Annotated in this window: 25 protein-coding genes; 17 read left to right on the top strand and 8 right to left on the bottom strand. The window is 64.6% G+C overall.

Annotated features, from left to right (window positions below; translation table 11 throughout):
* The first annotated feature begins 566 nt into the window (after positions 1–566).
* The 7 genes from iolE (CK230_RS21695) (at position 567) to CK230_RS21665 (ending at position 7,663) form a co-directional block, all read left to right on the top strand.
* Positions 567–1,478 carry a myo-inosose-2 dehydratase gene (gene iolE, locus CK230_RS21695; RefSeq protein WP_095819167.1) on the top strand — a complete coding sequence of 304 codons (912 nt, stop codon included), beginning with the start codon at positions 567–569 and terminating at the stop codon, positions 1,476–1,478.
* A 27-nt stretch (positions 1,479–1,505) separates the two neighbouring features.
* Complete coding sequence (locus CK230_RS21690; RefSeq protein ID WP_095819166.1) at positions 1,506–2,603, top strand: ABC transporter ATP-binding protein; 1,098 nt, start codon at positions 1,506–1,508, stop codon at positions 2,601–2,603.
* Positions 2,600–3,913 (top strand): extracellular solute-binding protein, encoded by a 1,314-nt coding sequence (locus CK230_RS21685; protein WP_095819165.1) that lies wholly within the window; start codon positions 2,600–2,602, stop codon positions 3,911–3,913. The genes CK230_RS21690 and CK230_RS21685 overlap by 4 nt, the downstream gene beginning before the upstream one ends.
* Positions 3,913–4,818, top strand: a complete 906-nt coding sequence (locus CK230_RS21680) for a sugar ABC transporter permease (protein ID WP_095819164.1) — start codon at positions 3,913–3,915, stop codon at positions 4,816–4,818. The genes CK230_RS21685 and CK230_RS21680 overlap by 1 nt, the downstream gene beginning before the upstream one ends.
* Positions 4,815–5,633, top strand: coding sequence for a carbohydrate ABC transporter permease (locus CK230_RS21675; protein WP_095819163.1), 819 nt, complete (start codon positions 4,815–4,817; stop codon positions 5,631–5,633). Before CK230_RS21680 ends, CK230_RS21675 begins: the two co-directional genes overlap by 4 nt.
* A gap of 64 nt (positions 5,634–5,697) precedes the next feature.
* Positions 5,698–6,690, top strand: coding sequence for an inositol 2-dehydrogenase (iolG, locus tag CK230_RS21670; protein ID WP_095819162.1), 993 nt, complete (start codon positions 5,698–5,700; stop codon positions 6,688–6,690).
* A gap of 34 nt (positions 6,691–6,724) precedes the next feature.
* Positions 6,725–7,663, top strand: a complete 939-nt coding sequence (locus tag CK230_RS21665; RefSeq protein WP_095819161.1) for a sugar phosphate isomerase/epimerase — start codon at positions 6,725–6,727, stop codon at positions 7,661–7,663.
* Positions 7,664–7,731: 68 nt separating this feature from the next.
* Here the strand turns inward: CK230_RS21665 and CK230_RS21660 are convergent, their stop codons facing one another.
* Positions 7,732–8,847, bottom strand: coding sequence for a Gfo/Idh/MocA family oxidoreductase (locus CK230_RS21660; protein ID WP_176480171.1), 1,116 nt, complete (start codon positions 8,845–8,847; stop codon positions 7,732–7,734).
* Between the two features lie 152 nt (positions 8,848–8,999).
* On the opposite strand from CK230_RS21660, the gene CK230_RS21655 reads away from it, so the two are divergent.
* The 10 genes from CK230_RS21655 (at position 9,000) to phnN (ending at position 19,414) form a co-directional block, all read left to right on the top strand.
* Positions 9,000–9,845 carry a MurR/RpiR family transcriptional regulator gene (locus CK230_RS21655; RefSeq protein ID WP_176480170.1) on the top strand — a complete coding sequence of 282 codons (846 nt, stop codon included), beginning with the start codon at positions 9,000–9,002 and terminating at the stop codon, positions 9,843–9,845.
* Between the two features lie 8 nt (positions 9,846–9,853).
* Positions 9,854–10,174: a hypothetical protein gene (locus CK230_RS21650; protein WP_095819158.1), complete on the top strand. Its 321-nt coding sequence runs from the start codon at positions 9,854–9,856 to the stop codon at positions 10,172–10,174.
* Between the two features lie 199 nt (positions 10,175–10,373).
* Complete coding sequence (gene iolC, locus CK230_RS21645) at positions 10,374–12,308, top strand: 5-dehydro-2-deoxygluconokinase (RefSeq protein WP_095819157.1); 1,935 nt, start codon at positions 10,374–10,376, stop codon at positions 12,306–12,308.
* A gap of 53 nt (positions 12,309–12,361) precedes the next feature.
* A complete protein-coding gene (gene iolD / locus CK230_RS21640) occupies positions 12,362–14,212 on the top strand; it encodes a 3D-(3,5/4)-trihydroxycyclohexane-1,2-dione acylhydrolase (decyclizing) (RefSeq protein WP_095819156.1) in 1,851 nt (616 codons plus the stop codon).
* Positions 14,213–14,362: 150 nt separating this feature from the next.
* Positions 14,363–15,277 (top strand): myo-inosose-2 dehydratase, encoded by a 915-nt coding sequence (iolE, locus tag CK230_RS21635; protein WP_095819155.1) that lies wholly within the window; start codon positions 14,363–14,365, stop codon positions 15,275–15,277.
* A gap of 82 nt (positions 15,278–15,359) precedes the next feature.
* Positions 15,360–15,572 (top strand): hypothetical protein, encoded by a 213-nt coding sequence (locus tag CK230_RS21630; protein ID WP_059186834.1) that lies wholly within the window; start codon positions 15,360–15,362, stop codon positions 15,570–15,572.
* 16 nt (positions 15,573–15,588) lie between these two features.
* On the top strand, positions 15,589–16,401 hold the full coding sequence (gene iolB, locus CK230_RS21625; protein ID WP_095819154.1) for a 5-deoxy-glucuronate isomerase: 813 nt from the start codon (positions 15,589–15,591) through the stop codon (positions 16,399–16,401).
* Between the two features lie 420 nt (positions 16,402–16,821).
* Complete coding sequence (locus CK230_RS21620) at positions 16,822–17,529, top strand: DUF1045 domain-containing protein (RefSeq protein ID WP_095819153.1); 708 nt, start codon at positions 16,822–16,824, stop codon at positions 17,527–17,529.
* Positions 17,530–17,651: 122 nt separating this feature from the next.
* Positions 17,652–18,791, top strand: coding sequence for an alpha-D-ribose 1-methylphosphonate 5-triphosphate diphosphatase (locus CK230_RS21615; protein ID WP_095819152.1), 1,140 nt, complete (start codon positions 17,652–17,654; stop codon positions 18,789–18,791).
* A complete protein-coding gene (gene phnN, locus CK230_RS21610) occupies positions 18,788–19,414 on the top strand; it encodes a phosphonate metabolism protein/1,5-bisphosphokinase (PRPP-forming) PhnN (protein ID WP_176480168.1) in 627 nt (208 codons plus the stop codon). The genes CK230_RS21615 and phnN overlap by 4 nt, the downstream gene beginning before the upstream one ends.
* A 197-nt stretch (positions 19,415–19,611) precedes the next feature.
* Here phnN and CK230_RS21605 read toward each other — a convergent pair whose 3' ends face one another.
* The 7 genes from CK230_RS21605 to CK230_RS21575 form a co-directional block, all read right to left on the bottom strand.
* Positions 19,612–20,427 (bottom strand): ATP-binding cassette domain-containing protein, encoded by an 816-nt coding sequence (locus tag CK230_RS21605; protein ID WP_095819151.1) that lies wholly within the window; start codon positions 20,425–20,427, stop codon positions 19,612–19,614.
* A complete protein-coding gene (locus tag CK230_RS21600; protein ID WP_245430003.1) occupies positions 20,427–21,158 on the bottom strand; it encodes an ABC transporter permease in 732 nt (243 codons plus the stop codon). The genes CK230_RS21605 and CK230_RS21600 overlap by 1 nt, the downstream gene beginning before the upstream one ends.
* A 9-nt stretch (positions 21,159–21,167) precedes the next feature.
* A complete protein-coding gene (locus CK230_RS21595; protein ID WP_245430002.1) occupies positions 21,168–21,914 on the bottom strand; it encodes an ABC transporter permease subunit in 747 nt (248 codons plus the stop codon).
* 77 nt (positions 21,915–21,991) lie between these two features.
* Positions 21,992–22,834: a transporter substrate-binding domain-containing protein gene (locus CK230_RS21590; protein ID WP_210201488.1), complete on the bottom strand. Its 843-nt coding sequence runs from the start codon at positions 22,832–22,834 to the stop codon at positions 21,992–21,994.
* A gap of 182 nt (positions 22,835–23,016) precedes the next feature.
* On the bottom strand, positions 23,017–24,012 hold the full coding sequence (locus CK230_RS21585) for an ABC transporter permease (protein ID WP_095819149.1): 996 nt from the start codon (positions 24,010–24,012) through the stop codon (positions 23,017–23,019).
* A complete protein-coding gene (locus CK230_RS21580) occupies positions 24,009–25,574 on the bottom strand; it encodes a sugar ABC transporter ATP-binding protein (RefSeq protein WP_095819191.1) in 1,566 nt (521 codons plus the stop codon). Before CK230_RS21580 ends, CK230_RS21585 begins: the two co-directional genes overlap by 4 nt.
* 106 nt (positions 25,575–25,680) lie before the next feature.
* Complete coding sequence (locus CK230_RS21575) at positions 25,681–26,643, bottom strand: sugar-binding protein (protein WP_095819148.1); 963 nt, start codon at positions 26,641–26,643, stop codon at positions 25,681–25,683.
* Positions 26,644–26,835 lie beyond the last annotated feature (192 nt).

Below are 26,835 nucleotides of genomic sequence, written 5' to 3'. Positions count from 1 at the left end.
GCTGGGGTTTGGGGTGGGGGCGCATGGGCTATCTCGCGCCGTGGGTGCATTGGCGTGCCGAGATACGCCTGGCTTCCGACGTCGAGTTCCTTCGCCCCCCTCTCTGTCCTGCCGGACATCTCCCCCTCAAGGGGGGAGATCGGATGTCACGCCGACTTTCGCCAATCGCCACCGTTGCAGAAGGGAGCGAGGCGCCTGAACTGCCAATCTCCCCCCTTGAGGGGGAGATGGCCGGCAGGCCAGAGAGGGGGGCCTCGCGCTGCCGCTCGATGATTTCCAGATTACCCATCCCCCCATCCTGCCACACCCGCCTCCCCGCACAAACTGGTTCCTTCATTTTCCGGAAAACTGGCCCTCGCGATGGAGACAGAGCGGGGTAGACTTCGGTCACTGACGTTGGGGTAAGGCGTCGACAAGGACATGTAAGGGGACATGTGAGGCGGGTGCTGGGAGGGCGCCCTGCTGAACGAAACGGCAGGGTTTCGCCCTGCCGCCAGCAAGCGCAGCGATCTCCTCCCGAGACCATGAACCCCGCAGCCCTCCGGCTGCGGGGCGGAAAGCGAGCAATGACGACCGTTCGACTTGGCATAAACCCGATCACCTGGACCAATGACGACGTGCCGGAACTGGGCGGCGACACGCCGCTCGAGACGTGCCTCAGCGAAACCGCGGAAGCTGGTTACGCGGGAACAGAGCTTGGCGGCAAGTTTCCGCGCGACAGCCGCGCGCTTCGGCCCATCCTCGACCATTACGGGCTGGCGCTGGTCTCCGGCTGGTATGACGGGCGCATCTGCGAGAAGGAGGTCGACGAGGAATTCGAGGCGATCCGGCCGCATCTGACGCTGCTGCGCGACCTCGGCGCCCGGCGCGTCGTCTATGCCGACACCTCGCGCGGCCGGCATGGCGCGATCCACGACCCGATCTCACAGCGGCCGAAGCTGATGGACGGCGAATGGAAGGCCTATGGCGCCAAGATCACCAGGCTCGCCGAGCGATTTTCCGATTTCGGCGTCGGCATGGCCTTCCATCATCACATGGGGACGATCGTCGAGACCGACCAGGAGATCGACAGGCTGATGCACACAACCGGCGAGGCGGTCGGCCTGCTCTACGACACCGGGCACTGCGCCTTTTCGGGCGGCGACCCGGAGCAATTGCTGCGCCGGCATGTCGAACGCGTCGTGCATGTGCATTGCAAGGATGTGCGCCCGGCGATGCTGAAGAAGGCGCGCGAGGCCGACATGAGCTTCATGGGCGCGGTGATGGAAGGCATTTTCACCGTGCCCGGCGACGGCGCGATCGACTATGCGACGCTGCTCAAGATCCTCGCCGACCACGGCTATTCCGGCTGGCTGGTGGTGGAGGCCGAGCAGGACCCGGCCAAGGCGCACCCCTTGACCTATGCCACGATGGGGTATCGCAATCTCAAGAAGCTGGCCGAGGGCGCGGGCTTCTATGTCCACGAACGGAGGGCCTGAAGAAAGCATGGGGCGCCGGGGAGGGAGATGAGTTCGGTTCTGTACCAGAAGGTGGTCAAGAGCTTCGGCGCGCTCAACGTGCTGCGATCGCTCGACCTCGCCGTGCCGGATCACAAATTCCTCGCTTTGCTCGGCCCGTCGGGCTGCGGCAAGACCACGGCGCTGCGCATCCTTGCCGGGCTCGACATGCCGAGCGCGGGCAAGGTCTTCATCGGCGAGCGCGACGTCACGCGGCTGCAGCCGCGCGATCGCGACATCGCCATGGTCTTCCAGAGCTACGCGCTCTACCCGCAGATGACGGTCGCCGAAAATATCGGCTATCCGTTGTGGATCCGCGGCACGCCGGACGCCGGGCGAAAGGCCAAGATCGGCGAGGTCGCCGCCATCCTCGAGATCGGCCATCTGCTCGACCGCAGGCCACGCCAACTTTCGGGCGGACAGCGCCAGCGCGTCGCGCTGGCACGCGCCATCGTGCGCGACCCGGCGGCCTTCCTGATGGACGAGCCGCTCTCCAATCTCGACGCGAGGCTTAGGCTCACCATGCGCGGCGAGATCAAGCGGCTCTGCCAGCGCCTCAGCGCCACCACCATCTATGTCACCCATGATCAGGTCGAGGCCCTGACGATGGCCGACTTCGTCGCCGTCATGCATGGCGGCGAGCTGCAGCAGATGGCGCCGCCCATCGAGATATACGACCGCCCGGCAAACCGCTTCGTCGCCACCTTCGTCGGCAACCCGCCGATGAACATCCTGCCGGCAGCGCTTTCCGAGCAAGGCGTCGTCGTGGCCGGCAGGGTCGTCGCGCTGGACGCCGCGCGGCTCGCCGCCTGCCGCGCCGCCTCCGTCGCCGAAATCGGGCTGCGGCCGGAGGATTGCAGCGCTGCCGCGGTCGACACGCCCGATGCGCTCCGCGGCGAAATCTACGTCGTCGAACCGATGGGCAACGAGACGCTGGTCAATGTCCGCCTGGAAGGCGGCAACGTCTCGGTCCGGGCCGGCCGCGATTTCCGGGGTGTGGTGGGTGAAAGCATCGGCGTCGCCTTCGACCCGGCGAACGCCTGTTTCTTCAATTCGGCCGGCCTGACAGCCGTCCACAGGCTCAACAACAATGGGAGAGTGACATGATGCATTCCAGCAGACTTACTCGCCGCTCCGTCATCAAGGGCGGGCTCGGCTTCGCCTTGGCCAGCACGGCCCTCACCACGCTCGGCCTGCCGCTGCCGGCCCGCGCCGCCGGCAAGAAGGTGATCATCGGCGCCTTCGCCGATGGCGGGCTGACGCCGTTCAAGCAGAAGATCATCCCGCTGGCGAAGGAAAAGGGCTTCGACGTCCAGTTCCTCGAGGACGAATACGGGGTGACGCTCGAGAAGTGGTTCGCCGACGCCCAGAGCGGCGCCGGCCAGTATGACCTCTATCTGCTCGACGACCCGTGGGTGCCGCAGTTCGGCGCCGCCAATGTGCTGGAAGACCTTGGCGCCGGCGGCATCGACGGGGCCGACAAGGACTGGATCGGCCCGATGATCGACATGGGTTACTGGCCGCCCCAGAACGGGCCTCGCGTCAAGGGCTTCGAGGACGCCAAGCCGACGCTGATCTGCGTGCCCTTCGTCGGCGACCTGCAGACGCTCACCTATCGCAACGACGTCTTCACCGGCGGCGCGCCGAAGACCTGGGACGAGGTGATCGCCAAGGGCAAGGAAGGCGTCGCCGCCGGCAAGATCAAGTACCCCGTTGTCTTCCGCGGCGTTTCCGGCAACCCGATCGTCACCAGCTGGTACCCTGTCTTCCTGTCGTTCGGCGGTTCCTTCTTCGACGACAAGTGGAATCCGATCTTCAACTCGGCCGAAGGCAAGGCCTCGGCCGATTTCTTCGTCGGCACAATGAAGCAGAACGCGCCGAGCGGCGTGGTGGAGTTCGATTCCGACCAGGAGGGCGCGGCGATCCTCGGCGGGGACGCGGGCGCGATCATCCAATACTCGGGCAACGCGCTGAAGGCCGACGATCCCGCCCAGACCAAGGTGGCCGGCAAGCTCGATTTCGGCGTCGTGCCGAAGCAGCAAAAGGCGATCGCGCAGATGGGCATCTTCATCGCCGGCGTGCCGAAATCGGCGCCCAACAAGGCGAACTCGATCGAGTTCCTGAAGTGGTATGTCAGCGCCGAAACCCAGGCCAAGCTCTCGGAAGCGGGCTCGATCCCCGTCAAGCGAAGCGCCTTCGGCATCGCCAAGCCCGGCAACCGGCTCATTCCGGTCGCGCTCCAGCAGCTCGACGCCGGCGCGCTGCCCAGGCCGCGCACGCCCGACTGGGCGAAGGTCGAAGAACTACTCGGCATCGAGCTCAACAAGGCCTTGCAGGCAGGCTCCGGCGGCGGTGCCGCATTGGATACGGCGGCCAAGCAGGTCAAGGACTACCTGACCACGGTCGGGTACTATTGATGCAAACCGGCACGCAGGCGCGCAAATATCGCCTGCAGGGGGCGGGGCTCGACCTCGCCCTCCCCTATCTCATGCTGGCGCCGGGCCTGATGGTCGTGCTCGGCGTGCTGGTCTATCCGCTTTGGGACGGGCTGCGCGCCAGCACCAGGGCTTACCGCTACGGGTCGCCGGTCGCAGATGTCGGCTTTAAGAACTATGTGCAGCTTTGGAGCGACGCGCAGTTCCTGAATTCGCTGTGGGTCACGGTCAAGTTCGTGGCGCTTTCGGTGTCGATCGAGGCGGTGCTGGGCTTCGCGCTGGCCTTGTTCTGCCTGCACGAATTCCGCGGCATACGGCTGCTCAGGACGGTGCTGATCATTCCCATGGTGATCACGCCGGTCGTCGTCGCCATCCTGTTCCGACTGATCTACGCCAGCGACGCCGGCATGCTGACGGCGCTCTCGGAGGCGATGGGCGGCGGCGGGGTCCAGATCCTCGGAAACCCGCTCAATGCTTTTATCGGCCTTGTCGTGCTCGACGTCTGGGAGTGGACGCCGCTGATGTTCCTGATCCTGCTCGCCGGCCTGCAGTCGCTGCCGCACGAGCCGTTCGAGGCGGCGCGCGTCGACGGCGCCGGGCCCTGGCGCGTCTTCGCCGATCTCACCTTCCCGATGATGCGGCCGGTGCTGGCGGTGGCGGTTGTGCTGAGGACCATCGACGCCTTCGGCACCTTCGACCAGGTTTTCGTGCTGACCCGGGGCGGGCCGGGCGAAGCGACGAGGCTGATCTCGATCTATGGCTATGACACCGCGTTCAAGTTCCAGCAGACCGGATACGCGGCGGCGCTGTTCGTGACGATCGGCCTCGTCGTGCTCGCGCTCGCCTTCAGCGCCATCAGGCTCCTGCGCAGGGTGGACGCGTCATGAGCACCCGTCTGGCGCGCATCCTCACCACCGTCTTCGTGCTGGCCGTCGTGCTGCTGCCGATCTACTGGCTGGTCTCCACCTCGCTCAAGTCCAATCGCGAGATCACCCAGGAAGGCACGCTCTACCCGCATGTGCCGACGCTCGACAATTACGTCAGGCTGTTCACCGAAAAGCAGTTCGGCTCCTATTTGACGAACTCGGTGGTGGTCACCTTCTTCTCGGTCGCGATAGCGCTGGTCTTCGGCGCGATGGGCGCCTACGCGATCGCAAGGTTCCGCCTGCCCTTCGCCGCGGAGCGCAAGATCGGTCTCTTCCTGCTCACGCTGCGCATCATCCCGCCGGTGGTGATCCTGATACCCGTCTATCTCTTGATGCTGAGCCTCGGGCTGCTCGACAGTTGGCTCGGCCTGATCGCCACCTACACAGCCTTCAACGTCACCTTCTGCGTCTGGATGATGGAGAGCTTCTTCCGCGAGATCCCCGTCGACCTCGAGGAGGCGGCCATGGTGGACGGCGATTCACGCTTCGGCGCCTTCCGCCGCATCACGCTGCCGCTGGCGGCCCCGGGGCTTGCGGCCACCGCCATCTTCGCCGTGCTGGTCACCTTCAACGAATTCCTTTTCGCGCTGGCGCTGACCGCGACGCCGCGGGCGATGACCATGCCGCGCGGCACCGCCACGCTCATTGGGCGCATCGATACCGACTGGGCCTCGATGGCCGCCGCCGGCGTCATCGGAGCGCTGCCGATCGTCTTCTTCGCGCTGCTGGTGCAGCGGCACCTGGTTCGCGGGCTTACCATGGGCGCGGTGAAATGAATGCCACGCGGACAACTGAAACGGCCGTTCCGCCAAGGCGCGGCCCGATAGGAAAGTCGAACGCATGATGGATGTCTGTCTGTTCGGGGTGGGGCTGATCGGCCGTGTGCATGCCGGCAATCTCGCGCGCCATCCAAAGGTGCGGCTGCGCTACATCGTCGATCCCAATCGCGGGGCGGCTGAGACGGTCGCCGCGGTGACCGGCGCCGAGATCACCGATACCGAGACGGTGATGAACGATCCGGCGGTGAAGATGGTGTTCATCGCCTCGGCGACGCGCACCCACGCCGACCTTGCCATGGCCGCGGCGGCAAAAGGCAAGGCGATCTTCTGCGAAAAGCCGATCGATCTCGACCTCAAGCGCACGGACGAATGCCTGGCCGCGGTCGCGAAGGCCGGCGTGCCGTTCCAGATCGGCTTCAACCGCCGCTTCGATCCGAGCTTCCGGGCGCTGAAGGAGCGCCTCGACGGCGGCGAGATCGGCGCCGTCGAGCAGGTCATCATCACCAGCCGCGATCCCGAACCGGAAACCGAGGAAGCCTTGGCGGGAGGCGGCGGCGTCTTTCGCGAAATGACCATCCACGATTTCGACATGGCGCGGAACATGCTCGGCGAAGAGCCGGTGGAACTGTTCGCGACCGGTTCCTCACTTGTGGCGCCGCAATACAGGAAGCTCGGCGACTACGACACCGCGATGTTCATCCTGCGCACGGCGTCGGGCCGGCAATGTCACATCAACAACAGCGTCAGGGCCGCCTATGGCTATGACCAGCGTATCGAGGTGCACGGCGCAGACGGCATGCTGCAGGCCGGCAACCGGCTGCCGACCTCGGTGGAAATGTATGGCGGCAAGGGCATATCGCGCGACAAGCCCTACTATTTCTTCGTCGAACGGTATGCAGAGTCCTACGCCGCCGAGATCGATCACTTCATCACCTGCGTCGAAACCGGCAGGAAGCCGGCGGTCACCGCCAGCGATGGCCGCAAGGCGATGATCCTTTGCGAGGCGGCGCTTGCATCGGCCCGATCCGGCAGGTTCGAGCCGGTAAAACTCTGAGCGGATGGTCTGAAGGCAAGCGGGAGTCACCGACATGAAGATTGGCATGATCACCGACAGCCTTGGCGACCTGTCCTTCGACGAGATGCTGCGCGCCTCGGCCGAGCTCGGGCTGGAGACGCTGGAATTCGCCTGCGGCAACTGGTCGTCGGCGCCGCATATCGATCTGGCGGCGATGCTGGACAGTGCTGCGACCCGGGCCGAATTCGTCGCCAAGGTCCGCGACCACGGGCTGACGATCGCGGCGCTCAACTGCTCGGGCAACCCGCTGCATCCGGGAGCGCAGGGCAAGCAGCACCGCCAGGTGACCGAGGACACGATCCGGCTGGCGAGCCTGATGGGCATCGACCGCGTGGTGATGATGTCCGGGCTGCCCGGCGGACCCGGCGATGCCAACCCCAACTGGATCATCACCGACTGGCCGCCCGAATGCGCCGACATCCAGCGCTACCAGTGGGACGATTGCATCATTCCCTACTGGCGCGATCTCGTTGCGTACGCGAACAATCTCGGCATAGCCAAATTGTGCCTTGAACTGCACGGCCATCAGGCCGTCTACAATGTCCAGACGCTGTTCCGCCTGCGCGAGGCCGTCGGCGAGACGGTCGGCGCGAACTACGATCCGAGCCATCCGATGTGGATGGGCGCCGATCCGATCGCCGCCGTGCGCAAGCTTGGCTCGGCGATCTACTATGTCCACGCCAAGGACACGCGCGTCGAACCGATACCGGCGGCCATCGACGGCGTGCTCGATGCGCGTCCGCCGAACCATTATGCCGAAAGGGCCTGGAACTACATCACGCTCGGCTACGGCCATGGCGAGACCTGGTGGCGGCAGTTCTGCACCGCGCTGAAGCAGGCAGGCTACGACGACGTGCTCTCGATCGAGCACGAGGACATGATGCTGTCGCCGATGGAAGGCATGCGCAAATCCGTGGCGTTGCTGCGTAATGTCGCCATCAACCTGGCTTGATGCTCAGACCCGAATCCGCATTGGCCGGTCACCGTGGGGCACCAAACCGGTCTCAGCGCTCGGCCCGATCACCTCACATCCACCCAGCGCTGCTCCTGGAACGAGCGCGCCATGGCATGCACGGCGCGCTCGATCTCTAGCCCCTCGTCGAAGTCGATGATGCGGGCCGGCTTGCCGGCGATGCGCATCAGAAGCTCGCGGCATTCGATCATCTTGAGGTCGTTGAAGCCCAGGCCATGGCCGGGCGCCGGCAGGAAGGAATCATAGGGCTTGTGGTGCGGCGCGACCAGGATGGTGCGGTAGCCCTGCTCGGTCGGCCGGTCGGCGGTCAAGTAGAGCTGGAACTCGTTCATCCGCTCCTGGTCGTAGAGGATCGAGCCCTTCGAGCCGAAAATCTGGATGGCGATGCGGCCCTTGCGGCCCCAGGCCGAGCGGTTGACCAGAAGCGTGCCGGCTACGCCGTTCTCGAGATGCATCAAGACGCTGGCGATATCGTAGGTCTCGACCGCGCGGCGGGCGCCGGCAGCGGTCTTACGGTCGGCATAGGGCTTGACCATGTCGCACATGACGCGGCTGACGCGGCCGAACAGCGCCTTGATCAGCGACAGCGGATGGACGGCGAAATCGTCGAGCGCGCCATAGCCGGACGAAGCCTCATGCTTCCAGAAGAACAGCGCTTCCGGATCGGCCATGAAGTCCTCGTCCATCTCGATGCGCACGAGGTTGACGTCGCCGATGACCTTCTCCTCGAGCAGCGCGCCGATGTGGCGGATGGCGGGGTTCTGGATGTAGTTGTAGCCGAGCACCGCGACCTTGCCGGATGTCTTCGCCGCGGCCGCCATCGTCTCGGCTTCGGCAAAGCACGGCGCCATCGGCTTCTCGCACCACAGATGCTTGCCGGCTTCGAGGATGGCGATCGCCATCTCGGGATGGAACTGGTTGGGCGTGGTCAGCGAGACGACATCGACCTCCGGATCGTTGACCACGGCGCGCCAGTCGCCGGAGCCCTTGGCGAAGCCGAACTCGCCGGCCTTGCGCCGGGCAAGCTCGTCATTCACCTCGCCCAGATGCACTAGCTTCGGCTTGTCGACATCGGGGAAAACGGTGCCCACCGCGTTCCAGGCGATGGCGTGGCACTTGCCCATGAAGCCCGTGCCGATGAGGCCCACTCCGACCATGTCGATCGTCTCCGAGAAGAGGGAAATACAAGTATGGATTGATTAGTCCATTTTGGCTGCGAATGGAACATACAAATCATTTTTTATGGCGTTCTTGCGCGAACTCGCTATGATGAGGCAGGAGAGGGACAAACCATATGGGCGCGGACGGAGCGACGATGGACGAACGGGTGCCTCGCGATTTCGAAACGTTGCGCGCGACGATCCTGGACAGGCGCGCGAGCCTGCCCAAGCGCATCGCCCAGATCGCCGCCTACGCGCTCGACAACCCCGACGATATCGCCTTCGGCACGGCGGCAAGCATTGCCGCTTCCGCCGGCGTGCAGCCTTCGACGCTGATCCGGTTTGCCCAGCAGCTCGGCTTCGACGGCTTCACCAGCCTGCAGCAGGTTTTTCGCGAGCGGCTGCGCGAACGCAATTCGTCCTATGACGAAAGACTGGCGGCGCTCCGCGCCAAGGCGGAGGAAGGCGCCGGCCACCGGGCGATCTTCGACGGTTTCGTCGCCGCCGCCAGCACCTCGCTCAGCGACATTTCGCGCGCGTTGAACGACGCGCATTTCGAAGAGGCGATCGCGCTTTTGGCGAAAGCCGAGACCATTTATGTGCTGGCCAAGCGCCGCTCCTATCCGGTCGCGTCCTACATCGCCTATGCGCTGGGCAAGCTGAAGATCCGCAACCAGTTGATCGAGTCGGCTGCCGGACTGAATGCCGAGATGATCGGCTTCGCCACGCCGCGCGACGCCGTCATCGCCATCAGCTTCTCGCCTTACGCGCCGGCGACTATCGAGGAGACGCGTGCGATTGCCGAACAGGGCGTGCCGATCGTGGCGATCACCGACTCGTCCTTCTCGCCGCTGGCGCAATTCGCCAAGATCTGGTTCGAGGTCGCCGAGGCCGATTTCGGCGGCTTCCGCTCGATCTCGGCGACGATGGCGCTGGCCATGGCGCTGACCGTCGCCGTCGGCGAAAAGCGCCGCGAAACCGGACGCCGGCGCAAGGGCTAGGTTCTTAGATGGCCTTCGTCCGGGGTTGGGTCTGGCTGGCGAATTGGAACCCGTTGATCGATCAACTAGGGTATATGGCCGGCGAAACCCTTGATGAGGGTTTGCGCAAGGTTCTCGAAGACGACCTCAAGGAAACTGACACAGACGCATCACCGCCGCGATGGGTATCATGCCGGTTCGACGGTCCCCGACCGCTTGCCGGCTTGTTCGGAATTGAGCAGGGAACGGACATTCTCTTCATCCAGCTCGATGTGCCGGACGAGCTCTCCGCGCAGGCCGAGACGATACTCGATCTGATGAAATCATATACCCTTGTGGCGCGCAGCTGATTGTCCACCACGGCATAGTGTACCCATCCGTCGGGAGGTGTTTTTCGGCATTTCATTGGCACTTTCCCGCAAAGGAACGCTCATTCCATATTGACTACAGATTGGAATTAATATTTCATATTGACGGCACCACGCCGTCGCTTGCGCGTGCTGTCCAAAACAACGCCGCTCTGCACAACAAGGCCGATGGGAGGTTCGAATGGGCGAAGCCGTGGAAGGGAAATACCCGCCGCTCGACGTCATCACCATCGGTCGCGCCTCGGTCGATCTCTATGGCCAGCAGATCGGCTCGCGGCTGGAGGACATCACCTCCTTCGCCAAGTCGGTCGGCGGCTGCCCGGCCAACATTTCCGTCGGCACGGCAAGGCTCGGCCTGCGCTCGGCGCTGCTGACGCGCGTCGGCGACGAGCAGATGGGCCGCTTCATCCGCGAGCAGCTTCGGCGCGAGGGCGTCTCGGTCGACGGCTTGAAGACAGACAAGGAACGGCTGACGGCGCTGGTGCTGCTTTCGGTCGAGAGCGAAGGCGTCTCGCCGATGATTTTCTACCGCTCCGACTGCGCCGACATGGCGCTCGCGGAAGAGGATATTGACGAGGCTTTCGTCGCCTCGGCGCGCTCGGTGGTCGTCACCGGCACGCATTTCTCGCGGCCCAACTCGGATGCCGCGCAGCGCAAGGCAATCCGCCTGATGAAGGCCCGGGGTGGCAAGGTTGTCTTCGACATCGACTACCGCCCGAACCTCTGGGGCCTTGCCGGCCATGCCGAGGGTTTCGAGCGCTATGTCAAATCCGACCGCGTCTCAGCGCAGCTGAAGACGGTGCTGCCGGATTGTGACCTGATCGTCGGCACTGAGGAAGAGATCATGATCGCCTCGGGCGCCGACGATTGCCTGAGCGCGCTGAAGACGATCCGCGCGCTGTCGTCGGCCACCATCGTGCTGAAGCGCGGCGCCAAGGGCTGCATCGTCTATGACGGGCCGATCAGCGACGACCTCGAGGACGGCATTGTCGGCAAGGGTTTCCCGATCGAGATCTACAATGTGCTCGGCGCCGGCGACGCCTTCATGTCGGGCTTCCTGCGCGGCTGGCTCGGCGGTGAAAGCTTTGCCACCGCCGCCACCTGGGCCAATGCCTGCGGCGCCTTTGCCGTGTCGCGCCTGCTCTGCGCGCCGGAATATCCGACCTTCGAGGAGCTGCAGTTCTTCCTGAAGCACGGCAGCAAGCACCTGGCGCTGCGCAAGGACGCGGCGATCAACCACATCCATTGGGCGACGACGCGAAGGCGCGACATTCCCTCGCTGATGGCGCTGGCCTGCGACCACCGCGTGCAGCTTGAGGACGTCGCGGCCAGGGTCGGCGCCGACGTTGCGCGTATTTCGGACTTCAAGGTGCTGACCGTGAAGGCGGCTGCCAAGGTCGCGGCCGGCCGCGACGGCTACGGCATGCTGATCGATGAGAAATACGGCCGCGACGCCATGTTCGAATTCGCCCGTCATCCCTTTGCCTGGCTCGGCCGCCCGGTCGAATTGCCTGGATCGCGGCCGCTGCGCTTCGAATTCTCGCAGGATATCGGCTCGCAGCTCACCGAATGGCCGGTCGACCATTGCATCAAGTGCCTGTGCTTCTACCACCCGGACGATCCGGAAGAGCTGAAAGTCGAGCAGCAGCAGAAGCTGCGCGCGCTGTTCGAGGCGGCCCGGAAAGTCGGACGGGAACTGCTGGTCGAGATCATCGCCGGCAAGCATGGCAAGCTCGACGACACCACCATTCCGCGCGCGCTGGATGAACTCTATGCGCTGGGCATCAAGCCGGACTGGTGGAAGCTCGAACCGCAGGCTTCGGCAGGCGCGTGGGCGAAGATCGAGCAGGTGATCGTCAGGAATGATCCGTGGTGCCGCGGCGTCGTGCTGCTCGGGCTGGAGGCGCCGCAGGACGAACTGGTCGCGGCTTTCGCCGCCACGGCGAATGCGCCGATCGTGAAAGGATTTGCCGTCGGCCGCACCATCTTCATCAACGCCGCCGAACAATGGCTGGCAGGCCGGATGTCGGATGACGAGGCTGTCGCCGACATGGCGTCCCGTTTCGAACAGTTGACCGAAGCGTGGCTTGCCGCGCGCGGCCGTAAAGCAGCATAAGAACACGGGCAGCATAAGAAAACGGCGTCAACAAAAGCCGGAGGAAACGACAAATGAGCAAGACCGTTCGCCTGACGATGGCGCAGGCGCTGACCCGCTTTCTCAGCCGGCAGATGACCGTGATCGACGGCAAGACGGTGCCGATCTTCGGCGGCGTCTGGGCGATCTTCGGCCATGGCAATGTCGCCGGTATCGGCGAGGCGCTCTACCAGGTGCGCGAAGAGCTGCCGACTTTCCGCGCCCATAACGAACAGGCGATGGCGCATGCGGCGATTGCCTATGGCAAGGCCAATTTCCGCCGCCGCTTCATGGCCGCGACCTCCTCGATCGGCCCCGGCGCTCTGAACATGGTGACGGCGGCGGCGCTCGCGCATGTGAACCGGTTGCCGGTCCTGTTCTTGCCAGGCGATGTCTTCGCCAACCGCCTGCCCGATCCGGTGCTGCAGCAGGCGGAGGATTTCTCCGACGGCACGGCGAGCGTCAACGACTGCTTCCGCCCGGTATCTCGCTATTTCGACCGCATCACGCGGCCGGAGCAGATCATCCCCGCGCTCAGTCGCGCCATGCAGGTGCTGACCGATCCGGCCGAATGCGGCCCAGTGACGCTCTCGCTCTGCCAGGACGTGCAGGCCGAGGCCTATGACTATCCCGAAAGCCTGTTTGCCGAGCGGGTCTGGACGCCGCGTCGGCTGCGCCCGGACCGCAACGAGCTGGCCGCCACCGTCGCGGCGCTGAAGGGGGCGAAGAAGCCGCTGGTGATCGCCGGCGGCGGCGTCCTCTACTCGCAGGCCTCGGACGAGCTCGCAAAGCTGGTGCAGGGCGCCGGCATTCCGGTCTGCGAGACGCAGGGCGGCAAATCCTCGCTGCCCGACGACCATCCGCTCAACATGGCGGCTGTCGGCGTGACCGGCACATCGGCCGCCAACCGGCTGGCCGAGGAAGCCGATGTCGTGCTCGCCGTCGGCACCAGGCTGCAGGATTTTACCACCGGCTCCTGGGCGCTGTTCAAGAATGCCGGCCGCACCATTGTCGGGCTGAACACGCAAGGTTTCGATGCCGGCAAGCATTGGGCGCTGCCGCTGGTCGCCGACGCGGCCGAGGGCCTGGCAGACCTCAGCGCCGCGCTGAAGGGCTGGAAGGCGCCCGCCGCCTGGACCGACAATGCGCTGAAGGGCAAGACGGAGTGGCAGGCCGCCGCCGCCAAGGTGACCGCCTCGACCAACGCCGCCTATCCGTCGGACGCGCAGGTGATCGGCGCCGTGCAGCGCGCCATGGGCTCGGGCATCACCCTTTTGCATGCCGCCGGCGGGCTGCCGGGCGAATTGCACAAGCTCTGGCAGGCTGGCGCGCCGGGCTCCTACCATGCCGAATACGGCTTCTCGACCATGGGCTACGAGATCGCCGGTGGGCTCGGCGTCAAGATGGCGAAGCCCGACCAGGAGGTCGTCGTCATGGTCGGCGACGGCTCCTATCTGATGCTCAATTCCGAGATCGCCACATCGGTGATGCTGGGGCTGAAGCTCACCATCGTGCTGCTCGACAATCGTGGCTATGGCTGCATCAACCGGCTGCAGATGGCGACCGGAGGCGCCAACTTCAACAATCTGCTCAAGGACGCGCGCCACGAGGTGCTGCCCGACGTCGATTTTGCCGCGCATGCGGCGAGCCTCGGCGCCGTGGCCGAGAAGGTGGCCTCGATCGCCGAGCTGGAGTCGGCGCTGGCCAAGGCGAAGAAGAACGACAAGACGACGGTGCTGGTCATCGATACCGATCCGCTTGTATCGACCGAAGCCGGCGGCCATTGGTGGGATGTCGCCGTGCCGGAAGTCTCGTCGCGGCCGCAAGTCAACGCCGCGCGCAAGGCGTATGAGGACAAAAAGCAGATGCAAAGCATCGGTAATTGAAGCCGGCGCTGCCAACTCCCTACCTCCCCCTTGTGGGGAGGTCGGACCGAAGGTCCGGGTGGGGGGCGGCACTGCCCCCTCCCCGCTGCTTTGCAGCGACCCTCCCCACAAAAGGGGAGGGTAGAAACGAACTGACATTGGAGTGAAGACTTGAAAGCCAAACTGGGCATGTCCCCCATCGCGTGGTGGAACGACGATCTCGTGGAACTGAGCGATGACGTGTCGCTGGAGGAGTGTCTGCGCCAGTCGCGCTCGGCCGGCTTCACCGGCATGGAAAAGGGCCGCCGCTTTCCCGACGATCCCAAGGTGATGCTGCCGATCCTCAAAGAGGCGGATGTCACGCTTTGCGGCGGCTGGTTCTCCGGAACGCTGGTCAATGAGGACCTGGCCAGGAACAAGGATCGCATCCAGCCGATGATCGACCTGTTCAAGGCGGTCAACGCCCCCTGCATCGTCTATGGCGAGGTTGGCCGTTCGATCCAGGGCGACCGCTCCAAGCCTCTAGCCACCAAGCCGAAACTCACCGGCGACGAGATGAAGGCCTATGGCCGGCGCGTCACCGAATTTGGCGAGTGGTGCGCCGAGCAGGGCATGCCGCTGTCCTACCATCATCACATGGCGGCGGTGGTCGAGACCGAGCCGGAGCTCGACGCCTTCATGCGCCATTCCGGCGAAGGCATTCCGCTGCTGCTCGATGCCGGCCATCTCGCCTTTGCCGGCGGCGACGTGCTGCGCGCCATCGACAACCACCACAAGCGCATCAACCACGTCCATGTGAAGGACGTGCGCATGGGCGTGATCGACGGGCTCGACCGTTCGAAACAGTCCTTCCTCGATGCTGTGGCGCTCGGTGCCTTCACCGTGCCGGGCGACGGCTCGCTCGATTTCGGCGCCATCGTCCAGCGTTTCGCCGATCATGGCTATGAGGGCTGGTTCGTCGTGGAAGCCGAGCAGGATCCGAAGAAGAACCCGCCGCTGAAAATGGCCCAAGTCGGCCACAAGGAGCTGATGCGGGTGATGACGGCCGCCGGCTACACGGTGGAGACGCAAGGTTTTCCGGCCTGAACGGTGGATTAGACATGAACGGTGGATTAGACAGGGCGCCCGGTTTATCCGTTGCGCTTTGGGCAAATCCTGGATTGGCGCGATGAAAGACTATGAACATCCCTTCTTCCGGCCACTGTGGCGCCGCATCGCCGTCGTGGCGGTTTGCCTCATCTGGTCGGTGATCGAGTTCGCCTCCGGCACGCCGTTCTGGGGCGTCATCGCGCTCGGCTTCGCCGGTTATGCGGTGTGGCAGTTTTTCTATCTCTACAAGCCGGCCGAGGAAGCGAAGCCTCCAGCCGAGCCGAAGGAATGATCCAAAGGAGCCCCGCATGTCGAAACTCATCGTCAGGGCCGACAAGGGCCACGGCCATGTCGCGCACGTCACGCCGCAAAGCGCCGGCTGGACCTATGTCGGTTTCGACCTGCATCGGCTGGAAGCGGGTGAGACGGCGTCCGGCAAGACGGGCGATCGCGAGGTTTGCCTAGTCTTCGTCACGGGCAAAGGCAAGGCCTCGGCCGGCGGCAAGGATCTCGGGCTGCTCGGCGAGCGCATGTCGCCGTTCGATGGCAAGCCGTGGTCGGTCTACGTGCCGCAAGGCACCGAATGGTCGGTGACCGCCGACACTGAGCTGGAGCTCGCCGTCTGCTCTGCGCCGGGTCTAAACGGCGGCCTGCCGGTGCGCGTCATCGGGCCTGACGATCTCGGCCAGGAGGTGCGCGGCAAGGGCACCAACACGCGCTATGTCACCAACATCCTGCCCGAGGGCAAGCCGGCGGATTCGCTGCTGGTGGTCGAGGTGATCACGCCCGGCGGCCATACGTCCAGCTATCCGCCGCACAAACACGACCGGGACAATCTCCCCGTGGAATCCTATCTCGAGGAAACCTATTACCACCGCCTCAACCCGCCCCAGGGTTTTGCCTTCCAGCGCGTCTACACCGACGCCGACCGCAACGGCGTGCGCGAGCTGGACGAAGCGATGGCGATCGAGGACGGCGATGTCGTGCTGGTGCCGAAGGGCTATCACCCCTGCGCGGCCTGCCACGGCTACGACCTCTATTACCTCAATGTCATGGCCGGACCGAAGCGGACGTGGAAATTCCACAACGCGGCCGAGCACGAATGGCTGATGAAGGCCTGATTGAGGTATGTTGATATTCAGGTGATCCCGGCCTGCAAATGGCGGTTTCTTGCGCTTCCGGTGCTCACGTACTTCAAGTACGCTCCGCTCCGGTTCTCGGAAGCCGCCCAGTTTGGTCGCTTCGCGCCCGTCTTCGACTCCGACTCGGCATGACCTGAATCTCAACACACACCCTAAGCAGCTCGGCAAAGCCGCTGGTCCAGCCGGGAAAAATCGTCGGCTAACCACCTCGCGACTGGACTTGCCTTCGAAAACCCATGAAAGCTTCGTCAATCCGTCATGGAAATCACCTATGGCAGCGGTTCCGGTGCATGTCGCCGCAAACGCCTTGGCGTTTTTGGGACCGACTTGCCAGGATAATGACTTGAAGCGCGTCGCATGATCCCTCGGAGCGTGCAGCGCGCTTGACGAGGAACGCCCATGCGCTACGCCATCTACTACACACCGGGGCAGGACGAGAAGCTGGCGCGCATTGCGGCGAACTGGCTGGGCCGCGACCCGTTCGGCGCGGCGACGCGGCCGGTCGAGGCCGTCGGCGATCTGTCGGCCGCGGAGGTTGCCTTCCATACCGCGTCCGCCCGGCGCTACGGGTTCCATGCAACGTTGAAGGCGCCGTTCCGGCTGGCGCCGAGCGAGACGGAAGCCTCGCTGCGCGCCGCGCTCGACAGTTTCGCCGAGGCGACGCCGCCCGTCGTCATCCCACGCCTTATCGTCGGGCAGATCGACGGCTTCTTCGCGCTGGTGCCGGAAACGCAGTTCGCGCCGCTCAACGATTTCGCCGGCGAGGTCGTGCGCGCCTTCGACAGTTTCCGTGCACCGCTGACCGAGGCCGAGATCGAGCGCCGCAGCCCCGATGCGCTGAAGCCGGACGAGTTCCGCAACCTCTGCCAATGGGGTTATCCCTATGTGTTCGAAACATTCCGCTTCCACATGACGCTGTCGGGACGCGTCGGGCCCGAGGAAAGCCCGCGTCTTCGCGCGGCAATCGACGGCCTGTTCGCCGACGTGCTGCGCCAGCCGGTGCCGGTGGATGCGCTGACATTGTTCGTCGAAAGCGAGCCTGGCGCCCCGTTCATGGTGCTTTCCCATCATGCGCTTGGCCGTGGCCAGGCCCGCAAGACCGCATAGGGCGGATCAGCGGAAACGCTGACCCGCCCTATCTTTTTGTTTACGCAATTCCGGACGGAAAACCGCAAAACACTTTTCCTGGAATTGCTCTGAAATGACCGCTTGAGACAGGACCGCCCGAGATGACCGCCGAAACCGTTCTCACCAATGCCCGCATCGTGCTGCCCGACGAAATCGTCAAGGGCTCGCTCCTGTTGCGCGACGGCCTAATCGCCGCCGTCGAACCGGGCGCCGCCGGCGCCGGCGAGGATATGGGCGGCGACTATATCATCCCGGGCCTCGTCGAGCTGCACACCGATCATCTCGAGGGCCACTACGCGCCGCGCCCGAAAGTGCGCTGGAACCCAATCGCCGCCGTGCTTGCCCATGACGCGCAAGTGGCGACCGCCGGCATCACCACCGTGCTCGACGCCTTGCGCGTCGGCATGGACGAGGACGCCGACTTGAAATCCGACGATGTGCGCAAATTGGCCGACGCGATCGAGGACAGCGTGCGCCAGGATCGGCTCAGGGCCGACCATTTCATCCATCTGCGCTGCGAGGTCTCGGCGCCGGACTGCCTCGAGGCTTTCGCCAATTTCGAAACCGACGATCGGGTGAAGCTCGCCTCGCTGATGGACCATGCGCCCGGACAGCGCCAGTTCGTCAACCTCGAGACCTATGCCTATTACTATCAGCGCAAGCTGAAGCTGACCGACCGCGACTTCCAGAAATTCTGCGAGAAGCGGATGGCGGAATCGGCCCGCAATTCCGGCCCGAACCGGGTCTTCATCTCGGCCGCGTGCCAGGAACGCGGCATCGTGCTGGCCAGCCATGACGACGCGACCGCCGGCCATGTCGATGAAGCGATCGAGCAGGGCGTGCGCGTCGCCGAATTCCCGACGACGGAAGAAGCGGCCAAGGCCTCGAAGGCGGCAGGTCTCGGCGTGCTGATGGGCGCGCCGAACGTCATGCGCGGCGCTTCGCATTCCGGCAATGTCTCGGCGCGCACGCTTGCCGCCGACGGCCTGCTCGACATCCTGTCGTCGGACTACATCCCCTTCAGCCTGATCCAGTCGGCCTTCTTCCTCGGCGACGTCGTCGAAGGCATCACGCTGCCGCAGGCGGTAGCGATGGTCTCCAAGAACCCGGCCGAAGCGGTCGGCCTCGCCGACCGCGGCGTCATAGAGCCCGGCCGTCGCGCCGACCTGGTGCGCGTGCGCGTCGACGACCATGTGCCGGTCGTGCGCACCGTGTGGCGCCAGGGCCGCCGGGTCGCATGATGGTCTCGGCCCTCATCGAGCGCGAGCTGGCCGAGAGCCTGCCGATCCGCAACGGCGTCTTCGTCGCGGTGGTGGGCCCTAGCGGCGCCGGCAAGGATACGGTGATCGGCTACGCCAGGCTGCGCTTTGCCGGCGAGACGCGGCTGGAATTCGTGCGCCGCGTCATCACCAGGCCGAGCGACACGGCAAGCGAGGACCACGACACGCTGGCCGACGCCGCCTTTGCCGAAGCGGAGGCGGACGGCGCGTTCTGCCTGTGCTGGGACGCGCACGGCCTGCGCTACGGCCTGCCGGCCGATGTAGACTGGGCGGTGGCGAACGGCCATGTTGCTGTGGCGAATGTCTCCCGCGCGGTCATCCCGGCGCTGCGCGAACGCTACGCCAATCTGGCCGTGGTCGAGATCACCGCGGCGCCGGAGATCCTCGCCGAACGGCTGGCGGCGCGCGGCCGCGAATCGCGCGGGGAGGTGCTTGCCCGCCTGGCGCGCAGCACCAGCGTCAAGCTGACGGGACCGGACGTCACCTCGATCGACAATAGCGGCGACAAGGAGGCCGCCGGCGAACGCTTCGCCGAGGTGCTGCGCAAGGCGATGGCGTTTTCGGACCTGTCGGACATGATCTAAGCGCCTTGCCCTTCTCCCCTTGTGGGAGAAGGTGGCCGCGAAGCGGCCGGATGAGGGGTGCTGGAAGGAACGAAGCGCTCGCGGTTGGGCACAACGGTGCTGCCAGGCGAACGCCATTGCCAAGCTGGAACATCCCTCATCCGTCTCGGCGCTTCGCGCCGATCCACCTTCTCCCACAAGGGGAGAAGGAGAGGCGCCTACTTGTTGAAGTTGGCGATGAACTGCTTGAATTGCGGCGTCGGCGGTTTGGCGAACATCTCCTTCGGTTCGCCGACCGAATCCACCTCGCCCTTGTGCAGGAACATCACCTTGCTGGACACGTCGCGGGCGAAGCCCATTTCATGGGTGACGACCAGCATGGTGCGCCCTTCTTCGGCCAGCGAGCGCATGACCCGCAGCACCTCGCCGACCAGTTCCGGATCGAGCGCGGATGTCGGCTCGTCGAACAGCATCACCTTGGGGTTCATCGCCAGGGCGCGGGCGATCGCGGCGCGCTGCTGCTGGCCGCCCGACATATGCGGCGGATAGTAGTTGCGCCGCTCCCATATGCCGACGCGCTTCAGCAGCGCCTCGGCCTGCTCCAGGCACTCCGCGCGCGGCCGCTTCAAAACATGCGTCGGCGCCGCGACGAGGTTTTCCAGCACGGTCATGTGCGACCAGAGATTGAAGCTCTGGAACACCATGGCGAGGTTGGCGCGGATCCGCTCCACCTGGCGGATATCGGCCGGCATTTGACGGCCGTCGCGGCTTTGCTTCATCTTGATGAGCTCGCCGTCGACCCGCACTTCGCCGGAGTCAGGGGTCTCCAGGAGATTGATGCAGCGCAGCATCGTGCTCTTGCCGGAGCCCGATGAGCCGAGGATGGAAATCACATCGCCCTTGTGCGCTTCGAGCGAAATGCCCTTGAGCACCTCATGGTCGCCGAAGCATTTGCGCATGTCCCTGACGCTGATGGCCGACTTGTCGCCCGGGGGCGGTGCTGCCTTCGCGGCAGCAGCGACATTTGCCGACATCACAACACCTCCGGTACGGGTCTGATTTGCTGGCTCTGCTCGGGCGGCGGCCGCAGATGCGGTGAAAGCCGGTATTCGACCCAGGCGAACAGCCGGGCGATCGACAAATTGAGCAGCAGGTAGATCACGCCGGCGCAGGTCAGCACCTCGATCGGCCGGAACGTGTCGTGCTGGATCTTCTGCGCCGTTCCCATCATCTCCATGATCGTGACCACGGAGGCGAGCGCGGTCGCCTTGGTCATGAGAATGATTTCGGTCGAATAGGCAGGCAGCGCCAGCCGCAGCGCGATGGGCAGCGTGACGAGGCGGAAGCGGGTGAAGGCCGACATGCCGAACGCCTTGGCCGCTTCGATCTGGCCGACCGGCACCGCCCGCAGCGCGCCGCGGAAAATCTCGCTCTCATAGGCCGCCGTGTTCAAAGCCATGGCGACGATCGTGCAATACATCGGATCGCGCAGGATCGGCCACAGGATCGGGCTGTGGCGGACGAAGTCGAACTGGGAGAGGCCGAAATAGATCAAATAGAGCTGCACCAGAAGCGGCGAGCCGCGGAAGATGAAGACATAGGCACGGGTGAAATACTCGCCCAATTTGGAACCGGAAGCCCGCAGCCAGGTCAGGCCGGTGGCGATAACGAGCCCGAAGGCGATGCCGAAGAACCAGATCTCGAGCGTCAGCGGCAGCGCCTTGAGCACGCTCCACATGGTCGAAACGTAGAAGTCGAAAGCCACCGCCACCTCTCACTTCGGCCGCGTGAAACTGCGCGAGGTGTAACGCTCGGCCTTCTCGAAGATCGGCGTCGAGATCGAGGTCATCACCAGATAGAGTATGCCTGCGACCGTGTAGAAAAGCAGCGAATGATGCGTCGAACGCGCGGCCTTGTTCGCGGTGAGCATCAGCTCCGCGACGCCGGTGACCGAGATCAGCGCCGAATCCTTGATGGTCAATTGCCAGACATTCCCCAGCCCCGGCACAGCGAGGCGCAGCACCTGCGGCACGATCACGAGGCGAAACCGCAGCCAGGCCGACATGCCGTAGGCGCGGGCCGCCTCCAGCTCGCCGCGATGGATCGCCAGGAACGAGCCGCGGAAAACCTCGGCCTGGTAGGCGCCAGAAATGATGCCGACCGCGAGCACGCCGCCGAGGAAGCTCGGCATGTTCAAGATGTCCGTCGAGCCGATCGACCCGGTGGACCGCGCCACGCCGGTCAGCACCTGCGTGCCGCCGTAATAGAAAAGATAGATGATCAAAAGTTCCGGTTCGCCGCGGAAAACCGTGGTGTAGCTCTCCCCGATGAACCTCAATCCGCCGCGATGCGAAAGCTTGGCGGACGCCACCAGCGAGCCCAGCACAGCCCCGATCAGCATCGAGACAACGGTGACGGCGAGCGTCCAGCCAATGCCCCAGAGCAGTTGCACGCCCCAGCCGGCGGCCAGCAGCTCATAGGCCGTCGAAAACTGCGCCTGCAGATCGCTGAGAAACTCCACGTGCGCCTTCCCTCCCGGCGACGGTTGCTTGTCTCAATGCAAAAACGGGAGCAGTCTTGGCTGCTCCCGTTGCGACATCACTTGGTAATGTCGATCTTGAACCACTGCAGGCTGTATTTCGACACCGAGCCGTCGTCGAGCGCGGCCTTGAGCGCCTTGTTGTAGATGTCCTGCAGGTCCTTGTCGGTCTTGCGGAAGGCGGCGCCGATGCCCGGCCCGAGGATCGGACCACCCTTGAATTGCGGCCCGACGAATTCCAGGTCCTTGGCGTCGGGCTTGGCCAGCGTGCCGAGGAAATAGGTGGTGTCGGCGAAGGCCACGTCGATGCGGCCCGCCATCAGGTCGAGGTCGTGCTCGTCGGTGGTCTTGTATTCATGGACGTTGGCGACGTCCTTCAGATATTTGTCGGCGAAGGTCGCTTCGGTGGTTGAGACCTGCAGGCCGACATTCTTGCCGGTGAGCTCCTTGCGCAGCGTGTCGAGCGCCGCCTTGGATTCGGCGTCGTCCTTCGACAGGTCGATCATCTTGCCTTTGTTGGACAGGTTGGCCAGCGGACCGTTCTTGTCAGCCAGGAAAGCCACCGGCGAAGACGCATAAGGGATCGAGAAGTCGATCGTCTTCATGCGCTCTTCGGTGATCGACATGCCGTCCATGACGATGTCGAATTTGCCGGCGGTTAGGCCGGGAATGACGCCGTCCCAATCCTGCGCCACGATATTGCATTCGAGCTTGGCGCGGGCGCAGACGTCGTTGAGGATATCCACCTCGAAGCCGACGATCTTGCCGCTGGCGTCCGTCTGGTTCCAGGGGGCGTAGGAGCCCTCCATGGCGACGGAGACGGTCTTCCAGTCCTTGGCCAGTGCCGGGGTCGAGCAGGTCAACGCCAGCGCCGCGAGCGCGATCCAACGTGATGATGTCACGGTAGTTTCTCCCATTTTTGTTCTTGGAACCCTCAGATACCAATTGCTTAGCCCAGCCCCGATTCGCCGACAAGGGCTGTTTTCCGGTTCACGGGTTGTTGCAATTCGTCGACGAATCCGAACTCGCCCGGCGGCTCAGGCGCGAGCATCGATCCAATCAGGCCGTTGGCGGGAGGAGCGAGCTACTCCGCCGGCGCGCCCGCAACGTTCTGGCGCGTCGCCTCGATCATGCGGCGCCGAGCGCGGAAGACGCCCCATTGCTGGTCGACCAGCACGCCGATCAGGATCACGCCGCCCATCACCGCGAAATTGAGCGATGAGGGGATGCCGAGCAGGTTGACGAGGTTCTGCAGCTCCTGCAACAGCACCGTGCCGAGGATCACGCCGACCAGCGAGCCTTCGCCGCCGCGCAGCGAAAAGCCGCCGAGCACGGCGGCCGCGATGGCATAGAGCTCGTAGAACTGGCCGTGGCTCGCCGGCGAGATCGAGCGCGTGTACATGGCGAAATAGATCGCCGACAGCGCCGTCAGAACGCCGCAGATGACATAGGCCGCGATGATGATCCGGCCGGTGCGGATGCCGGAATATTTCGCCGCTTCCTCGTTCTTGCCGATCGCGTAGAGATAGCGACCGAACACCGAGCGGTGCAGCACCACCCACATGACGATGGCAATGACGATCAGCGCGATGAAGGAGTTCGGCAGGCCGTAGGAGCGGCCAGCGGTCAGGAATTCGAGTGTCGGGAAATTCTGCCCGAAGGCGAAGCCCGCCGTGCCGTCGGCGGTGTAGAAACGCGCCACGCCGCGGTAGATCAAGAGGCCGCACAGCGTCACCACGAAAGGCTGCAATTTCAGCCTTGTGATCAGCCAGCCATGCACGAAGCCGATGACTGCGCCGAGCACGATGATCACCACGAAGGCCAGCGGCCAGTCCAATTCGCGCACCGCGATGAAGTCGATGAACAACGTGCCGAGCAGGGCGATCAGCGAGCCAACCGACAATTCGATGCCGCCGGTGATGATGACGAAGGCCTGGCCGATCGACAGGATGCCGAACAGCGCGACGAGGTTGGAGGTGTTGGCAAGGTTGATCGCCGACAGGAAGCGCGGATTGATGGCCGTCACCACCGCGCCGACCACCAGGATCAGGATCAGCAGGCCGAGATCTTTCTTGCTCATTCGACTCCTCCCGCGGCTTGCAGCAGTTTCGGCTTCTTGCCGACCGCCAGCAAGAGCACGTTCTCCTGGCTGAAATCTTCTTTGTCGAGGATGCCGGAGATCTGCCCCTCATGCATGACCGCGATGCGGTCCGAGACGCCGATCACCTCTTCCATGTCGCTGGAGATCATCAGCACCGCGACGCCGGCATCGGCCAGCGCCCGCATCAGCCCGTAGATTTCGGCCTTGGCGCCGATATCGATGCCACGCGTCGGCTCGTCCAGGATCATCACCTTGGGGTTCATCGCCAGCCATTTGGCGAGGACCACCTTCTGCTGGTTGCCGCCCGAGAGCGTGCCGGTGCGGGTCAAGACCGAGGGCGCCTTGATGCCGAGGTTCTTCTTCTGCTTTTCCGCCGTCGCGAGCTCGGCGCCGGCCGAGACCAGCGAACGCCTCGCATGAGCCGGCAGGTTGGGCAGCGAAATGTTCTGCGCGATCGAGAGATCGAGCAGTATACCCGTCAGCTTGCGGTCCTCCGGCACCAGGAAGATGCCGTTCGCCACGGCGTCGGCGGCCGAGCCGACATTGAGCGGCTTGCCGTCGAGCGTGACGCTGCCACCGAGCCGCTCGTCGATGCCGAACAGCACGCGCGCGAGCTCAGTGCGGCCGGAGCCGACTAGGCCGGCGAGACCGAGGATCTCCGCGCGCCTCAGCTCGAGGCTGACCGGCCGGTCCGGATAGGTGCTGGTGCGGATCGCGTCGGCAGACAGCGCGACGCTGCCCGGCGCGCGCGTGGCTTCGCCCGCCTTCTCGCGCTCCTTCAGCATGCGGCCGATCATCAGCCTGACCATCTCGTCGTGATTGATCCGGTCCTTCGCCAGCGTGCCGGCCAGCGTGCCGTCGCGCAGCACCACGACACGGTCGGCAACGCGCTCGATCTCATGCAGCCGGTGCGAGATGAAGATGACGCTGATGCCTTGCGCCTTCAGTCCCTTGATGACGTCGAGCAGTTTTTCGGTTTCCGCCATCGGCAGGCTGGAGGTCGGTTCGTCGAGGATCACCAGCCGAGCCCTGATCGACAGCGCCTTGGCGATCTCGACCATCTGCTGCTGGGCGAGCGACAGCGATGCGACCGGCGCGTCGGCCGAGAAATTGGCGCCGACGCGCTTCAGGAGCGGCGCCACCATTTCGCGCAGCCTGGCGCGGTCGACCAGCTTCAGCGGCCCGGCGCGCAGCGGCTCGCGGCCGAAGAAGATGTTGGCGGCGACGTCGAGGTTTTCGAAAAGATTCAATTCCTGATGCACGAAGGCGATGCCTGAGCCGATGCTCTGCTCGACGGTCAGTCCGTCATGCGCAACGCCGTCGACGGTGATAGTGCCGCTGTCCGGCCACGTCACGCCGCCGAGGATCTTCATCAGCGTCGATTTGCCGGCGCCGTTTTCGCCGACAAGGCCGATGACCTCGCCCGGCCGGACCTCCATCGAGAACCTGTCCAGGGCGACAACGCCCGGATAGGTCTTGCGCACGGCCTCGAGGCTCAGGAACGGAGCGGTGTCTGGGTGATTGGTGTCGGTAGAGGTCATCGCGCCTGATAGCAGCCGGTGGGCCACAGACTGACCGGCCTTGGCGGGTCCGTCAATACGAACGCCGGCTCAAGGAACCCCTTGAGCCGGCGCAACCGTGCCGGGCTTACTTGCCCTGCATCGCCTTGAGGTTGGCGGCGTAGGTGTCGACGTCATCCTTGCCGATGATCTTGGTCGGGATGATGATCAAGCCGTCGGCCGGAATGCCCGACTTGTCGCCCTTGAGGTAGGAAGCCATCAGCTTCATGCCCTGATAGGCCCACTCGAACGGCTGCTGCACCACGGTCGCGGCGACCGTGCCTTCCTTGACGCCGCCCAGCGTGATCGGATCGTCGTCGAAGCCGACGACGGTGATCTGTCCGAGCTTGCCGGCGTCGCGCAGCGCTTCATAGATGCGCGGCGTGTTGTAGGAGTAGAAGCCGACCATGCAGGTGATGTCGGGGCTGGCGACCAGCGCGTCCTCGACATTCTTCTTGGCGCGCGCCTGGTCGATATCGTCGCCGCGCACGTCGACCAGCTCGATCTTGCTGCCGGCGAGCCCGTCCTTCATGCCCTGGATGCGCTCCTTGGCGTTGTCGGCGCCGAGCAGGCCGACGAAGCCCAGGCACTTGCCGCCATCCGGCATCGCCTTCTTGGCGATCTCGGCCGCCTGCTTGCCGGCATCGACATTGGACGAGCCGATATAGGCGACGCGCTTGGTCTGCGGGGCATCGGAGTCGGTGGTGAACAGCGCTGTTTGCGACGCGATCTTGTTCAGCCCGTCGGTCGAGGTCTTGGGATCGACGGCCGAGACCATGATGCCCTTGACGCCTGCCGTCACCAAATCGTCCATCAGCCGCTGCTGGATGGCGACCGAGGACTGTTCCGGATATTTGAGCTCGAGATTGTAGTCGGGCAGCTCGCCCTGCGCCTTCTTGACGCCGGCTTCCGCCGCCTTCCAGAAGTCTGACGCACCGTTGACGACGAAGGCCAGCGTCGGCTTGTCGTCCGCGCGGGTAACCGTCGTGGCCGCAAGTCCGATGAGCAGAGCCGCCGCGGCGACAGATGCGTTACGGATCATGGATTTCATAGTTCAACCTCCCTTGTAGAACCTGACTGTAGAACTCGTCGCCGATGTCTCGGCTGCGGTCCGGACAACCCTCCTCCTCAAGGGTCTGGCGCAAAGGTCCGCCGACTTAAGAACGGTGCCGATCGGGCCGCGGTCGAGACACTAGACACTCATGTGGCGTTCGTAAATAGTCCGATTTGTCTGACATTTTCG

Source organism: Mesorhizobium sp. WSM3859 (assembly GCF_002295065.1).
Taxonomy (GTDB): Bacteria; Pseudomonadota; Alphaproteobacteria; order Rhizobiales; family Rhizobiaceae; genus Mesorhizobium.
This window is presented reverse-complemented; position numbering and strand designations above follow the sequence as displayed.

Coding starts and splice junctions, on each gene's coding strand:
- iolE (WP_095819167.1), top strand. CDS start 567: ATGACGACCGTTCGACTTGGCATAAACCCGATCACCTGGACCAATGAC.
- CK230_RS21690 (WP_095819166.1), top strand. CDS start 1,506: ATGAGTTCGGTTCTGTACCAGAAGGTGGTCAAGAGCTTCGGCGCGCTC.
- CK230_RS21685 (WP_095819165.1), top strand. CDS start 2,600: ATGATGCATTCCAGCAGACTTACTCGCCGCTCCGTCATCAAGGGCGGG.
- CK230_RS21680 (WP_095819164.1), top strand. CDS start 3,913: ATGCAAACCGGCACGCAGGCGCGCAAATATCGCCTGCAGGGGGCGGGG.
- CK230_RS21675 (WP_095819163.1), top strand. CDS start 4,815: ATGAGCACCCGTCTGGCGCGCATCCTCACCACCGTCTTCGTGCTGGCC.
- iolG (WP_095819162.1), top strand. CDS start 5,698: ATGATGGATGTCTGTCTGTTCGGGGTGGGGCTGATCGGCCGTGTGCAT.
- CK230_RS21665 (WP_095819161.1), top strand. CDS start 6,725: ATGAAGATTGGCATGATCACCGACAGCCTTGGCGACCTGTCCTTCGAC.
- CK230_RS21655 (WP_176480170.1), top strand. CDS start 9,000: ATGGACGAACGGGTGCCTCGCGATTTCGAAACGTTGCGCGCGACGATC.
- CK230_RS21650 (WP_095819158.1), top strand. CDS start 9,854: ATGGCCTTCGTCCGGGGTTGGGTCTGGCTGGCGAATTGGAACCCGTTG.
- iolC (WP_095819157.1), top strand. CDS start 10,374: ATGGGCGAAGCCGTGGAAGGGAAATACCCGCCGCTCGACGTCATCACC.
- iolD (WP_095819156.1), top strand. CDS start 12,362: ATGAGCAAGACCGTTCGCCTGACGATGGCGCAGGCGCTGACCCGCTTT.
- CK230_RS21630 (WP_059186834.1), top strand. CDS start 15,360: ATGAAAGACTATGAACATCCCTTCTTCCGGCCACTGTGGCGCCGCATC.
- iolB (WP_095819154.1), top strand. CDS start 15,589: ATGTCGAAACTCATCGTCAGGGCCGACAAGGGCCACGGCCATGTCGCG.
- CK230_RS21620 (WP_095819153.1), top strand. CDS start 16,822: ATGCGCTACGCCATCTACTACACACCGGGGCAGGACGAGAAGCTGGCG.
- CK230_RS21615 (WP_095819152.1), top strand. CDS start 17,652: ATGACCGCCGAAACCGTTCTCACCAATGCCCGCATCGTGCTGCCCGAC.
- phnN (WP_176480168.1), top strand. CDS start 18,788: ATGATGGTCTCGGCCCTCATCGAGCGCGAGCTGGCCGAGAGCCTGCCG.
- CK230_RS21605 (WP_095819151.1), bottom strand. CDS start 20,427: ATGTCGGCAAATGTCGCTGCTGCCGCGAAGGCAGCACCGCCCCCGGGC.
- CK230_RS21585 (WP_095819149.1), bottom strand. CDS start 24,012: ATGAGCAAGAAAGATCTCGGCCTGCTGATCCTGATCCTGGTGGTCGGC.
- CK230_RS21580 (WP_095819191.1), bottom strand. CDS start 25,574: ATGACCTCTACCGACACCAATCACCCAGACACCGCTCCGTTCCTGAGC.
- CK230_RS21575 (WP_095819148.1), bottom strand. CDS start 26,643: ATGAAATCCATGATCCGTAACGCATCTGTCGCCGCGGCGGCTCTGCTC.